Annotated in this window: 16 protein-coding genes and 1 pseudogene; 16 read left to right on the top strand and 1 reads right to left on the bottom strand. The window is 43.7% G+C overall.

What is annotated here, in order from left to right; all coding sequences use genetic code 11:
* The first annotated feature begins 4 nt into the window (after positions 1 to 4).
* From ETB99_RS10840 to ETB99_RS10765, 16 genes and pseudogenes are all read left to right on the top strand, one after another.
* On the top strand, positions 5 to 3,106 hold the full coding sequence (locus tag ETB99_RS10840; protein WP_171700582.1) for a metal-dependent peptidase: 3,102 nt from the start codon (positions 5 to 7) through the stop codon (positions 3,104 to 3,106).
* Complete coding sequence (locus ETB99_RS10835) at positions 3,103 to 3,390, top strand: EscU/YscU/HrcU family type III secretion system export apparatus switch protein (RefSeq protein ID WP_003397391.1); 288 nt, start codon at positions 3,103 to 3,105, stop codon at positions 3,388 to 3,390. The genes ETB99_RS10840 and ETB99_RS10835 overlap by 4 nt, the downstream gene beginning before the upstream one ends.
* A gap of 58 nt (positions 3,391 to 3,448) precedes the next feature.
* Positions 3,449 to 3,862: a flagellar export chaperone FliS gene (gene fliS, locus ETB99_RS10830; protein WP_171700581.1), complete on the top strand. Its 414-nt coding sequence runs from the start codon at positions 3,449 to 3,451 to the stop codon at positions 3,860 to 3,862.
* Between the two features lie 14 nt (positions 3,863 to 3,876).
* Positions 3,877 to 5,694, top strand: coding sequence for a flagellin N-terminal helical domain-containing protein (locus tag ETB99_RS15230; RefSeq protein ID WP_171700580.1), 1,818 nt, complete (start codon positions 3,877 to 3,879; stop codon positions 5,692 to 5,694).
* A gap of 82 nt (positions 5,695 to 5,776) precedes the next feature.
* A complete protein-coding gene (locus tag ETB99_RS10820; protein ID WP_171700579.1) occupies positions 5,777 to 6,214 on the top strand; it encodes a YaaR family protein in 438 nt (145 codons plus the stop codon).
* Between the two features lie 11 nt (positions 6,215 to 6,225).
* Positions 6,226 to 6,633 carry a TIGR03826 family flagellar region protein gene (locus ETB99_RS10815; RefSeq protein ID WP_171700578.1) on the top strand — a complete coding sequence of 136 codons (408 nt, stop codon included), beginning with the start codon at positions 6,226 to 6,228 and terminating at the stop codon, positions 6,631 to 6,633.
* A 65-nt stretch (positions 6,634 to 6,698) separates the two neighbouring features.
* Positions 6,699 to 6,956, top strand: a complete 258-nt coding sequence (gene flgM, locus ETB99_RS10810; protein ID WP_094240435.1) for a flagellar biosynthesis anti-sigma factor FlgM — start codon at positions 6,699 to 6,701, stop codon at positions 6,954 to 6,956.
* A 14-nt stretch (positions 6,957 to 6,970) separates the two neighbouring features.
* A complete protein-coding gene (locus tag ETB99_RS10805) occupies positions 6,971 to 7,423 on the top strand; it encodes a flagellar protein FlgN (RefSeq protein WP_171700577.1) in 453 nt (150 codons plus the stop codon).
* Positions 7,424 to 7,438: 15 nt separating this feature from the next.
* Positions 7,439 to 8,980, top strand: coding sequence for a flagellar hook-associated protein FlgK (flgK, locus tag ETB99_RS10800; RefSeq protein WP_171700576.1), 1,542 nt, complete (start codon positions 7,439 to 7,441; stop codon positions 8,978 to 8,980).
* Positions 8,981 to 8,991: 11 nt separating this feature from the next.
* Positions 8,992 to 9,864, top strand: a complete 873-nt coding sequence (flgL, locus tag ETB99_RS10795; RefSeq protein ID WP_171700575.1) for a flagellar hook-associated protein FlgL — start codon at positions 8,992 to 8,994, stop codon at positions 9,862 to 9,864.
* Positions 9,865 to 9,878: 14 nt separating this feature from the next.
* A complete protein-coding gene (locus ETB99_RS10790; RefSeq protein WP_171700574.1) occupies positions 9,879 to 10,433 on the top strand; it encodes a DUF6470 family protein in 555 nt (184 codons plus the stop codon).
* Between the two features lie 13 nt (positions 10,434 to 10,446).
* Entirely contained in the window at positions 10,447 to 10,881 is a 435-nt protein-coding gene (gene fliW, locus ETB99_RS10785) for a flagellar assembly protein FliW (protein WP_171700573.1), read from the top strand.
* A 12-nt stretch (positions 10,882 to 10,893) separates the two neighbouring features.
* Positions 10,894 to 11,142, top strand: a complete 249-nt coding sequence (csrA, locus tag ETB99_RS10780) for a carbon storage regulator CsrA (protein ID WP_128999696.1) — start codon at positions 10,894 to 10,896, stop codon at positions 11,140 to 11,142.
* A complete protein-coding gene (locus tag ETB99_RS10775; RefSeq protein WP_035047206.1) occupies positions 11,132 to 11,317 on the top strand; it encodes a hypothetical protein in 186 nt (61 codons plus the stop codon). The genes csrA and ETB99_RS10775 overlap by 11 nt, the downstream gene beginning before the upstream one ends.
* Before the next feature lie 142 nt (positions 11,318 to 11,459).
* The gene (locus tag ETB99_RS10770; protein ID WP_171700572.1) at positions 11,460 to 12,179 is read left to right on the top strand and encodes a flagellin N-terminal helical domain-containing protein; all 720 of its coding nucleotides are present in this window, start codon (positions 11,460 to 11,462) and stop codon (positions 12,177 to 12,179) included.
* Positions 12,180 to 12,530: 351 nt separating this feature from the next.
* Positions 12,531 to 12,644, top strand: a pseudogene (locus tag ETB99_RS10765) (flagellin); the annotation flags it as partial.
* Positions 12,645 to 13,047: 403 nt separating this feature from the next.
* Here ETB99_RS10765 and ETB99_RS10760 read toward each other — a convergent pair.
* Positions 13,048 to 13,899 (bottom strand): DNA endonuclease, encoded by an 852-nt coding sequence (locus ETB99_RS10760; protein WP_171700571.1) that lies wholly within the window; start codon positions 13,897 to 13,899, stop codon positions 13,048 to 13,050.
* Positions 13,900 to 14,024 lie beyond the last annotated feature (125 nt).

The following is a 14,024-nucleotide window of genomic DNA, read 5'->3' as shown; positions in this document are numbered from 1 at the left end:
TGTTATGGAAATTCGCGGATACGGACATTATCGCTCGGCATCTTCACATTCAACGACTGTGACGTTAAAAGCAGGAGATGTGTATGAGGCGGTCGTCAAAGAACAAGTAGGTGAAAAAGAAGCGATTGTACAATTAAGAGGTGTTGACATTCGGTTTCGTTTTGAAGGCGACGTACCGCCATCTGGACGAGTGAAAGTGCAAGTGACAGGTGGAGATGGGGATATAGTGGAAGGAAAGGTTGTCACGCCTCCTCCAGCATCATCATTTGAAAAGTTCGAAACACCTGAGCTTCGCCAAGCGGCGATGATTGTCACCCAAAAACAACTGCCACTCACTCGTGAAACGGTAGAGTCTTTGCGTACATTTTTAACAGAAGGAAAAGGAACGGTTGAACAAAAGTTAGAAACGATTCAAATCGCAGCAACGAAAAAGCTTGATATGACGATAAAGCAGCTGCAAGTCGTTCATGAAGCGCTCCATGGCAAGTCGTTCAGCGAATCGTTACATGATATCGTTCAGGCGATTGATAAGCATTTTTCATTTACGCCAATCGTCAAACAACAGTCGCAAACGGTTAGCGAGCTACGTGCACAACTGCAACAGGAGCGAAACATGGATCGTGTGCTCGAACTGGCGAAGCAGTTTGCAGAGGAAAACAGACATGACGAAATCGCGAAAGCTGTGCGTGAGGCGATCGCGCTGAAAGAGCGCGGACATGAGACGTTTGCCCGAAGCCGCATCATGCAAGCTGTCGCTATGGCGGAAACGAATGAAAAAATAGATCATGGACAAATGGAACGTGCGACAACGAAAGAGAAGCAACTGCAAATGGTACGTCAGCAAATTGAACGTGAGCCGATTGTCGCCAAAGCGCTTACCATTGCGAAAGGAAGCGACGTCGTTCGCCAAACGCTCGGTCGAGCGTTACAAGAAGCAGAACAGTTGTATCGCTCAGGTCAACCGCTTAGCGCAAAAGAGCGATTGCTTGAAGCGTTTGCTTCAGTAGAGGAAAAAGACAATGTACCGACACAACTTTCCCCAACTACGCAAAAACAAATGGTCGATGAAGCGAAACGAATGGTTCGCAACGCGCGCTCGATAGAAGATGCCGTTCGTCAGTTGAAAGAAACGGCGCTTCCACGCATCGAAGCGAATGAATTACATGAAGCGATTGAACGTGTAGAACAACTAGGAGAAAAGGCGAAAACCGATCTTATCCAAGCATTGCGAGCAGTAGGAGCAATGAGAGAAACGTTGCGTCCGAACGCGCCAATAGCGAAAGTAAACGCGCAAGAAGCTCAGCTGAAACAAGTGGTAGAGGTACGAAAACAAGTAGAAAACGCTCCGACGGTGAAAGCGGTAGAACCGCAAGTAAGAGAACTGGCTCGTACGTTGCCAGCGGAGCAAGCAGAGAAAGTGGTTCGTGCATTAAGTCAAGCAAAATTATTTGAAACGGTTGGTCGTGGCGTAGAAGCGCGTCAACCACTTGTGCAAGCATTGCAATCTATTGAACAACAGCTTGAGCCTGAATATATGAATCGTGCAAAAATGATTGCTGATCGCCTCGAGCAGCAAACGATGACGTTAACAGAAGCGGTTCGTCAGCTACAAGCAGACGCTATGCTCACGAAACAACCAAATATGCCACAAACGCTTCAGCAAATGGCACAGATGCTAGATAAACAGCGCGAACAGCTTTTCACGGCGATTGCGACAATTGAAAATGAACAACGTGCAACCAATGACGTTCGCGCGCTAATTGCGCAAGCGATAAAAACGATACAAAAGGAGCCAAATGTCAAAGAAGCGTTACAAATGGCGCGTGCGCATCTTGCGCAACATATGGAACCGCTGCTTCATGATGCGTTCGCCCGTGCTGACGAACTCGCAAAAAACGGGAGAGAAATGGCTGCAAGACAAACGGTCGTCCAAGCACTTCAACAAATCGAAACGACGTTGCCGACAAATGACGCTTCCTCACCTGCTGATGCGGCGTACGAGTCGTTGGTGGCACTCGGTTTACAGTCGAAAGATATGATCGTTCAAACAGTAACGAAACGAATGGCGGAAGCAACGAAACAGTTTCAACAAGCGAAGCGTGATATGATGCGCAATTTAGATGCGATCGATCATCTGATTACTCAATACAAGCAAGCGGCGCGACCGCAGGCAAAACAGTTGCTGGAAACGACGATTAAACAGCTTGACCAAACAATTTTAAAAAGTGATGCGATGTTGTTTACGGATATGACGATGGAGAAAAAATTGCTGCAAGCCAGTTCACAATTGGCGGAGGCGAAAAAGCTGCTAGATAAAGGACAAATGGCAGAAGCACAAAAAATCGTGAAGCAAGTAAAAAGTACGCTCGAACAAATGCAATTTAAACCGTCAGATGTGAAAGTAAAACATTTTGTTCAAGCGCAGTCGCTGAAACAACAAACACCAGAACAAGCACTGCTGACGCAATGGAACGAAATCGTTCAGCCTGAGCCGTCCGCGCGCCACATGCTACAAACGATTCACCGCCTTGGTTTTATGCACGAAGCCGATATAGCAAATTCACTCGTATTTCATGGCGAAAGCGAACAGTCTGAAGAAACGATGAAAGGACTGCTCATGAAATTAGCACAAACGGGTGGCGAAGGATCGAAACAAGCCGAACAAGCGTTGACGCATATGACAGGGCAACAACTTTTAAACAAAAACGACCAAGGAAGTGCGATGCAAACGCTCTTTTTCACCATTCCTCTTCTGCTTCAAAAAGAAGTAAAAGACGTTAAAGTATATGTGAACGCCCGTAACGACGGAAAGAGAGTGGATTGGGAAAATTGCAGTTTGTACTTTTTACTTGAAACGAAAAAGATCGGTGATGTCGGGGTGTTGCTGAGCGCGAACGAGCGCACGCTTTCCGTGACGTTCCGCAACGATCGGGAAGATTTTGCGGAGCGCATGCGCCCACTCGTCGAAACGGCTACGAAGCGCCTTGAAGAAATCGGCTACCGCGTCGGAAATGTACAATTTACAACGTTTGCAAAACATGAAGAAAAGTCAAACGAGCCAAAACGAGCGACATGGACAGAGAAAGGATATGATTTTACAATATGATGTACTTTAACCAAAAACGAAAACGAGAAATAAACGGCCCATCGGCGGCGGTTATTCGCTACGAACAAGGAGATAAAGCGCCGACCGTCGTCGCCCACGGGCGCGGTTACGTCGCTGAAAAAATTATTGAACTGGCAAAACAAAACGGAGTGCCGATCGAACAAGATGCCGCGCTCGTCCAACATTTGCTTGACCTCGACCTCGGCGATACGATTCCGCCACAATTGTATGCCGTTATCGCAGAAATTTTAATTTTAATTGAAAAAATGGAACGAAACTATTAAACAATAACAAATCGTGACGATAAATAAAGTAGGTGAACGACAAAAGGAGAGTGAGCGCGTGGAGTTTTTAACAGAAGAAGTGGTGTATAAAAAAACGCCACAACAATTAACAGCGCTACTTTATGAAGGATTAATGGAAAGTGTAGAAGAAGCGATCGCAAGCACAAAAAAGGGCGACTATATTCATGCCAACAAAAGACTCCAAAAAGCAAATGATATTTTACGTCGCCTTGGCGTTGGTTTGAAGTATGATGCGGGCATTATCGCCCACCAACTAGACGCTCTATATAACTATATGGCGGAGCGTCTTATCGACGCAAATATGAAAAAAGATGTAGCGATGATGGAAGAAGTGCTCACGATCGCAAAAGAAATTGCGACCACATGGAATGAAGCGTTGAAAAAACAACCGACAACAAACGTCGCAGCGAAAAAAGCAGCGGCATATGAGCAATTTATTAAGACGGAGTAAAGGGAGAGAGAAACATGCGAATTAACCATAACATTCAAGCATTGAACGCTTATCGTAACTTGGCAGTAAACCAATCAAACACAGCGAAAAACTTAGAAAAGCTTTCTTCCGGTTTGCGCATTAACCGCGCCGCAGACGACGCTGCAGGTTTGGCGATTTCTGAAAAAATGCGCTCGCAAATTCGCGGCTTAGAAGTCGCAGAACGCAATGCGTTAGATGCCATTTCATTGATTCAAACGGCGGAGGGGGCGCTGAACGAAGTACACAGTATTTTGCAACGCATGCGAGAATTGGCGGTGCAGGCTTCTAACGACACTCTTGAGCCTAGTGACCGCGCGGCCATTCAGGCGGAAGTGGATCAACTTACAAAAGAAATCGACCGTATTGCCGATACAACCCAGTTTAACCAAAAACTTTTATTTAGTGGCTCACCAAAAGGAAAAGCGTTTGCGGAAGTGAATTCTTCGAAAATAAGTTATGCCGGTAACGGAACATGGGAAGGGATTGTAACAACGACACCGACTGCTCCAGCGCAAGTTGTCTTGGATTTTTCACGAGCATTTGGGATGCTTACCGATGATCAAATCGATGGTCAAATTTTTACGATTAACGGAAAAACATACCAAATTGATGCGAAAGGGGATGGAGTGACAAATACAAGCCATATTCGAGTAGATGTTTCTTCTTGGGATCCACTTCCGGTTGATGATAGTGATGCGGTTGCCAACATTAACAGCTTAATGACAGCATTAAAAAATACAATTATTGCAAATGATAGCACGTTTAGTTCTGCGAGTACTATTACTAATGCTTCGGACAGCGGTACTGCAACTGATGGAACGATTAGCAACGGTCAACTGACTTTGTTAACGACGAAAAACATGTCGCCAAAAGAAGCCAATCAAATTCAAGTATCTTCTTCTTTTGATAATACGAAATTAAAATATTTGCCTACATCTAGTTCAACTACTGAAGTTAGTACTTTTGTTGCGAGTGGCACATCGGCGACTTCTGAATCTTTTACGCTGTCATTTAATGATGTTCCAAAGAATGGGGATATACTAAAAATAGATAATTTAAAAATTACGTTCAGCGACTCAACAAGCAATACGTACTCATGGAGCGGAACGGAAGGAACAGCGACCATTAACGTCAGTGGCAAGAGTGTAACAGACGTGCTTAATGAAATTAAGGATGTTCTTGATGATGCTGTAGCGGATACTACGAATAGACCTGTTGATGCGTTGACATTCCACAGTGTCGTAGATAATATGTTGCTTCTCTCTACGAATCGGACAGAAGACGGGGGATCATTTGGTTTTTCAAACGGTCTAGAAATTCAATTGATTGATCGTAATTTTGGGGACAAAGAAGGCCAAAAACTAAATCTTGAAATGCAAATTGGAGCGAATGAATCAGAAACGCTAGCATTTGACTTAAGTGTTATGGATGCGGCAAGTCTAGGATTAGCCAGAAAAGCGGACCGAACTACTGCCGTTACTGCAGGCGTAAACGCTGAAGCTGGAATCGATGTATCCTCTTCTGCTCAAGTTGCTCGTGCAGCGATTTCTGTAATCGACGAAGCGATCCGCAAAGTATCAGAAGAACGCGGCAAGCTCGGTGCCTACCAAAACCGCCTCGAGCACACGATCAACAACTTAAAAACAGCGCATGAAAACTTAACATCGTCTGAATCACGCATTCGCGATACAGATATGGCGATGGAGATGACGAACTTTACGAAAAACAACATTTTAAACCAAGCGGCACAGGCGATGCTCGCGCAATCGAATCAGTTGCCGCAAGGAATTTTACAATTGTTAAAAAGCTAATGGATAAAAAGGGTAGGTCAAAGCGACCTCGCCCTTTTTTTGTAACTGTGGCATAATAAAAAGAAAAAAGGTGTGAACGTTGATGGAAGTGCAAAAAGTGTCGCGGGCGTCGTTGAACCGTGTGGCGAAAAAAGAGGATGTAACGATGGAATCGGTGTCGTTTACGGAAGTGATGCATAAGAAAAAAAGCGATGTATTATTTGAACGTTTTCAAACGATGGCGCAACAAATTGAAGCGCAAGGGAAAAAATTAGCCGAGTCGCAAACGGTGGAAGATTTAAAACAATATAAAAAGTTAGTGAAGCAATTTTTAGACGATGCGGTGAAAAATAGTTTGCAGCTTGAAGAACAGCGCGGATTTAGCCGGGGGGGACGGTCGAAAATTTATAAGCTCGTAAAAGAAGTCGATCAAAAGTTAGTGGAGCTCACAAACACCGTACTAGAAAAAGAAAAAAAAGGGCTCGATTTGCTTGGACTTGTCGGTGAAATTCAAGGATTAATTATTAATATTTACACGTAAGGGGGAGCAACATGTTAGATAACTGCCCAAAATGCGGGAGTTTGTTTGTACGGACGCAATTTCGTGATGTGTGCGAGGCATGTTATAGAGAGGAAGAGAAATTGTTTGAAAAAGTGTATGCATTTATTCGAAAACGAGAAAATCGCACGGCAACAATGCCTCAAGTCGTTGATGCGACGGGGGTAGAAGAAGCGTTAATCATTAAATGGATTAAAAAAGGACGGTTGCAGCTCGTTCATTTTCCAAACCTCGGCTATCCGTGCGAAAAATGCGGGGCAACGATTCGTGAAGGACGCCTCTGTTCTTCATGTATTAGTGGCATTCAAAAAGAGATGACGAAAATCCAACAAGAGGAAGAGCGACAAAAACAAGCGAAACATCAGACGACGTATTTTACCGAGCGACGCAAAGACGACTAAACATTTTTTTCTTTTTGCCGATAATAAATATAAGAAAACAAGGCGGAGAAAAGTGAGGTGGAAATATGAAAATCAATCGCATTCAGCCGATGAACGTTAACCCATATGAGCGGACGTCACGTGTCGAAAAGCCAACGAAGGCGACAAAAAAAATGGATCAAGTTGAAATTTCTAGCGCAGCGAAAGAACTGCAAGAAGCTGCGAAATTTTCTTCGGAACGGTTAGAAAAAGTGGAACGGCTAAAATCAGAAGTTGAAGCAGGTACGTATACAATCGATGCACGAGCGATTGCAGAAAGCGTATTGCGCTATTATAAACGATAACGGAGCGAACGAACATGATCGATGTGATGCAAAAGTTGCTGACGTTTCATCGTGGGTTATTGCAACTAGCAGAGCAGAAAACAGAAGCGATTAAAAAAGGTGATGTTGGTACGTTACAGCAAATGATGATGAAGGAACAAAAATATGTGATGGCCATTCGTCAGCTAGAAAGCGAACGAATGAGCCTTCTGTCGCATTTACCCGAGGAAGAACGAACGGTGAGCCGATATGCTGAACAGTTGGAAGAAAAAGAACGAACAAAGCTACTCCAACTAGCAAGCGATTTAAGTGAAACTATTGCACAGCTAAAACAACAAAACGAACTAAATATGCAGCTATTGCAACAGTCTCTCCAATTTATTCATTTTACATTAGATTTGATGATACCAAACGAACAAGATGTTACGTATGACCCGAAGCGAACGGATGAATTGCCGCCAAGGTCTTCATTTGAAGCGAAAACGTAAGAGGGGGTTTTTTTTGTGCTTTCGACATTTCACGGATTAGAAACGGTGCGGCGTGGGATGACTGCCCAACAACAAGCATTATACGTCACCGGTCATAATATCGCGAACGCCAACACGCCAGGCTATTCGCGCCAACGCGTCAACTTTGAACAAACGCCGCCGTATCCGTTTGCGTCTCAAAACCGCCCCGTCATGCCAGGACAAATGGGAACAGGCGTGGAAGGTGGAACGGTACAGCGAATGCGCGAAGAGTTTTTAGATGTGCAATATCGTGGGGAAAATATGAAATACGGCTATTGGAATACGCGTGCCGAAGCATTGTATAAAATGGAAGAGATTATGAATGAACCATCGGATGAAGGGCTGGCAAAAACGCTTGATCGCTTTTGGCAGTCGCTACAAGATTTAGCTGTGAACCCTTCAAACTCAGGTGCTCGCTCAGTCGTTCGCCAGCGCGGCATCGCGGTTGCAGAGACGTTTCATTATTTATCAAGCTCGTTAAAGTCGATTCGCGAAGATTTAAAAAATGAGTTGGATGTCACAGTAAAAGCAGTAAATTCATTAGCGCGTCAGCTTAATGATATAAACAAACAAATTAGCGAAGTAGAAGTACACGGCTATTTGCCGAACGATTTATATGATGAGCGCAATCGGCTGTTAGATGAGTTGTCGCAGTATGTGAACGTGAAAGTTACCCCTGTGTCAAGCGGTGGCAGCTCCTTAAAAATTGCGGAAGGACGTTTTACGGTCGAGTTAGTGGATCGTACAGGAAGCACGGTGATTGGCACGCTTGTTGATGGGCGACTAGGACAAGTAAATGAGCTTCAACTAAGCTATCAAGACAATGTGACAAAAACAGGGCCAATTGTTGGCTTTTCACTTGGAAATACACCGTTTTCAACGGTTGAACACTTAAAAGAAAATGGGAAAATAGGATCGCTTCTTTATTCATACGGATATAGTGAAGATGGGGGTACAACGACGAAAGGGCTATATCCTGAAATGTTAAACAATTTAAGCGCTATGGCAAAAGCATTTGCGGATGAGTTTAATACCGTTCATTCAAGTGGATGGAGTGTAACGGAGATAAAAAATAATGCTACTGCACCAAGCGCGAAACCATTTTTCACTTACGATCCAAGTGATCCGGCTGGAACGTTAGATGTCGCACAAACTATTAAAGATTCGCTTGACAACATTGCCGCGTCAGCAACAGGTCAAATCGGTGACGGAAGTAACGCTCAAGCGTTAGCCGAAGTGAAAAATGGTATGATGAACATCGCTGGCAACACAACAACAATTCAAAACTTTTATGAAAGCTTAATCGGTCAAATGGCAGTCAATGCGCAAGAAGCGAAACGGTTATCTGAAAATAGCGAAGTGCTTCGCCAATCGGTTGATGAACGGCGCATGGCGGTCAGTTCCGTATCGCTTGATGAAGAAATGATGAACATGATGAAATTCCAGCATGCGTATAACGCCTCTGCACGTATGATTACAATGATTGACCAAATGCTAGACAAAATCATTAATAACATGGGTATTGTCGGAAGGTAGGTGAGTAACGTATGCGCGTCACGCAAATGATGCTAGCGAACAATACGCTGCGCAACGTCAGCAAAAGCTATGATAAGCTTGGCACGTATCAGCAACAGCTAGCGACGGGGAAAAAAATTCATCGCCCGTCTGAAGATCCGGTCGTGGCGATGAAAGGAATGCATTATCGTACAAGTTTAACGGAAATCGAGCAATTCCAGCGCAATTTGTCGGAGGCGTATACGTGGATGGAAAACTCGGAATCGGCGCTTAACCATACGACAAATGTTTTGCAGCGCGCTCGCGAACTCGTTGTGCAAGCGAAAAACGGCACGCTCGGTCCTGAAGATCGTCAAGCGATCGCCCGTGAAATCGAACAATTGAAAAAAGATTTAGTACAAGTCGCTAACACAAAAGTGGCAGGCAAATATATTTTTAATGGCACAAACATCGAACAAGCACCTGTGGCAGACGGGACACCACCAACCGTTACTAACAACAACGATGATTTTATGGTCGAAGTCGCCAAAGGGGTAAAATTAAAAATTAATGTCACCCCAAACAATGTGTTTAACCAAGGTTTGTTTAATACGTTACAGCAAATTGAGAACGAATTAGCTAACCCAACCGGGAATTTAGACAATTTGCTTTCCCAATTAGATGGTCATTTAAACGACGTACTTGCAGAACGGGCAGAGCTTGGGGCGCGCGTGAACCGTTTAGAGCTCGTGGAGCAACGTCTTGCCGAACAACAGCTGATCGCCAAACGAATGATTTCTGACAACGAAGATGCGGACATTGAAAAAATTATTACCGAACTGAAGTCGCAAGAAACTGTGCATCGCGCAGCACTCGCTGTCGGAGCACGCATCATTCAGCCGACGCTCGTTGATTTTTTACGTTAAGGGGATGAGTTAGAATGAAAATCCCACAACTGACGATGCAAGCGACGTTCCCGCAACTATCCATTACAGTTGAGAGCGGATATATGCATATGCGTCAACAACAAGCCGAGCTGTCGATTGAACAACCGAAACCACAGCTTGAGATGAAAACAACGCCACCGCGCCTCACGATTGATCAAACCGAAGCGTGGGCAGATATGGATTTAAAGCACATTTTCCGTCGTATTGAAGAAGCTGCGCAAGACGGCTATGCCAGTTGGTTATCGTATTTAGAAACGACTGCAATACAAGGCGATGAATTAATGCGCATTGAACAAGGCGGCGACGTGCTTGCGATGCAAGCGCAGGCGAATAGCGAACGACCGCCTTTTGATTATAATGTCGGGCTTATTCCACGCCCATTTAGCGTGAAAGTCAGTTTTGAGCCAGGACATATCAATATGAACTGGCAAACATCAAATGCTCGTATTCATATTGAGCCACGCCCTGTGCAAATCGATTACAAACCAAACGTTGTGCATATTGACTTAGCGCGTCACAACAACTTGCGCATTGACGTGACCGTATAAATGAGGGATGAACATGAATATTGAAACGAAATATCATGGAACGGTTCAGCTTTCTCAGTTGGCACTCGTTTCATTTGAAAACGGACTACCGGGCTTTGAACATGAAAAACAATTTGCGTTGCTTCCGATTCACGATTCGCCATTTACAATTTTACAATCAATACAAAATAAAGATGTGGCGTTCGTAATGATCGAGCCGTTTTCGTACTTTCCAACGTACGAAATCGAATTGGACGATACGACGTGTGAGCAGTTGAAAATACAAAAAGAAAACGATGTGGCGCTATACGTCATTTTAACGGTCGCAGAACCGTTTACAAATACGACAGCGAACTTACAAGCGCCTGTCGTCATTAACGTTCATGAACGAATTGGAAAGCAAGTTATTTTAACAAACACGGACTACAAAACGAAACATCGCCTCTTTCCTGAAAAAGTGGCGAAATAAGGAGGCGAGGGTATGCTTGTATTAACGCGCAAATTAAAAGAAGCGATTCAAATCGGTGATGACACCGAAGTCGTCGTTCTCGCCATCGATGGCGACCAAGTCAAGCTCGGCATTCGCGCACCGAAACATATCGATGTGCATCGAAAAGAAATATATCTCGCCATCCAAGCAGAAAATAACGCTGCCTCTCTCGCCTCTGCCACTTCGCTTCAACAACTATCCGATCAATTAAAAAGGGAGGGAAGAAACCATGAGCGTTAGCATCGGCGGTGTTCAAATCCCTGGCGTCATCGCGCGCATCGTTCAAGACAATAAAGCGATCGCCGAACAAGCGTTAAACGAAATTGTTAACAAACATAAAGATGATCCAGCGCGCATCGTCAAAGAAATTCAACAACCATCGCCGTTTTCACAATTTCTTGACATTAAAGTATAAAATTTTTTTCGCAACCTATTAAACTTTGAAAAAACAAGCCGATAATAAATGTGAGCGCAAGAAAGAAGGGCGGCCGACTTCAATCTTGCCAACTAAAAACCACACGGACGTGGGAAAAACAAATTCAAGGAGGAAAAAAACAATGAGAATTAACCACAACATCGCAGCGTTAAATACACACCGTCAATTGACAATTGGCAACTCTAACGCTGCGAAAAACATGGAGAAATTATCTTCTGGTCTTCGTATCAACAAAGCAGGCGATGACGCGGCAGGTCTTGCGATTTCAGAAAAAATGCGCGGACAAATTCGTGGATTAGAAATGGCTGCGAAAAACTCACAAGATGCGATTTCTTTAATCCAAACAGCAGAAGGTGCATTAAACGAAACACATGCGATTCTTCAACGCATGCGTGAGCTAGCGGTGCAAGGTGCGAACGATACGAATACAACAATTGACCGCGAACAGATTCAAAAAGAATTGAACCAATTAATTTCAGAAATTGACCGTATTTCGAACACGACACAATTTAACACAAAGAACTTGCTTGACGGTTCTTTAAATGCGACGTTCCAAGTTGGGGCGAACAGCAACCAAATCATTAGCCTATCGATTTCAACAATGGACTCTACAGCTCTAACAGTTGATGCAGCAAATGTTTCTGTTGCTTCAAACGAATTAGCTAGTACAGCGATTAAAAACATTGATGATGCAATCAATGCTGTATCACAAGAACGTTCAAAACTTGGTGCATTGCAAAACCGCTTAGAGTACACAATTAACAACTTATCTACTTCTGCTGAAAACTTAACAGCAGCGGAATCTCGCATTCGCGACGTAGATTATGCTTTAGCCGCATAAGCGGTGACAAGCACAGTCGTCCTAACTGGAAACGGTTAGGAGTATGACCGGGTGAATTGCTGGAAACCCCTTAGAGCCTTTGACGCCACAACGAAGCTGGAAACGGCAAGCGTGATGGCTTGAAAAGTCAAAGGATTGGGCAACCGAGCAGCCAAGCTCCTGTGACGAAAGTCTGGAGAAGGTTCAACGACTAGGACATACCACCTAAAGCGAGAGCTATGGTGATGAAGTCCGTAGGGTGAGTAGGATGCTCCATCGTCCTATATCATTCGAAGTGCCCGGCCCCTACCTAGCGACAAGCTAGCGGGTGAAGAGATAGTCTAGTCGTTTGCGAAAGCAAATGTTCGCACGATGGCGAAAGAAATGATGGAGTTCACGAAGAACAACATTTTAACGCAAGCAGCACAAGCGATGTTGGCTCAATCCAATCAAATGCCACAAGGTGTATTGCAATTACTTCGGTAATTTGATTGGAAGGGCGTCTTAGCTGGAAACGGCTAAGAGGATGACTGGGTGAATTGCTGGGAAGCCCTAAAGCTTTCCTTGCCACAACGAAGCTGGAAACGGCAAGCGTGACGGCCTGAAAAAAGGAAAGATGCTACAATGGGCAATCAGCAGCCAAGCTCCTGTGAGGAAACTCTGGAGAAGGTTCAACGACTAGGACATACCACCTAAGGCGAGAGCTATGGTGATGAAGTCCGTAGGGGAAATCCCCGAAGTGCCCAGCCCTTCGCTAGCTAATGGCTAGAAAGGTGAAGATATAGTCTACACAACGATCGAAAGACGTTGCGGCATGGCAAGCCAACCAACAACCACAAGGAGTATTGCAATTACTCCGTTAATGAAGCAACAAGAGATCTTAGGTTTTCTAAGGTCTCTTGTTTATTTCTCTCCATTTGTACGTAACAGACCAGTAGCTCCGTTGCAATGCGTTTGCAATTTCTTGAACAGTTGCTCCATCCTTTTTCATCTTTTTTATAAGCTGTATTTCTTCTTCGGTGTAATTTTTCCAACGATCAGCGTTGCTTACTAAAACTTTAAAATCAGGGTACTTACTTTTCCATTTTGTATTTTCCATTTGCAAACGCTCGTTCCAATTTGTTTTATAATACATGGATGGGCAATCGATCGTAATAGGGGAAATAAGATCTAAAAATAAGAATGTTTCTTTTACAGATGTCGTTTTCAAAATTACTCCCTGTCCATCTTTTCGTCTGCTTAATTGAAATTTTATACCAAAGGTGTGGAAGATGTGTTGTTGTAGTTGCTGAAGTTCGGTTGCTGTGTAGCATTGTAAGTAGAGATAGATGTGCGGTGTTAAGTAAATCTGTTTTTTTCGAATATTTATTCTTGAAGAGATGCAAAGAGCCCCATCATCCATGTACAAGAAAGCAAGAAAGTGCGGAAGCGTGCAATATGATAACAAACGCACTGGAACACGTTTTACTCCGTCTTCATCGTAAAAGTGAGCATATAGTGCCGTAAACAGTTGTAAAGAAGCAGAACGAATACATTGACTCCTTGGTGTTATGTACAACAGTTTATCAAAAAATGATACTTTCCACTGTCGATATTCTTTCTGAGCTATTCCAAAATGTTCACGGTAGCTATGATTTTTTCTCCGACTGTTTGAATAGATCTTTGTAATTTCCCCATCACCTATGATACTAGCAATTAAAATATTCTGTTGAATAGGAGTTAATCGCCAGAAATCTTCCATATGGTTTTTCCTCCTAACAAGAACGTGTATTCTTTGTTTTACTCATTATAACACGTTTTTGAATAGATGTGTGTATTTTTCATTAGACGTTCGTCAGAATCCTCTGTTTTAGAGGGTTTCATAAA

The organism is Anoxybacillus sp. CHMUD (assembly GCF_013096965.1).
Classification (GTDB): Bacteria; Bacillota; Bacilli; order Bacillales; family Anoxybacillaceae; genus Anoxybacillus; species Anoxybacillus kestanbolensis_A.
This window is presented reverse-complemented; position numbering and strand designations above follow the sequence as displayed.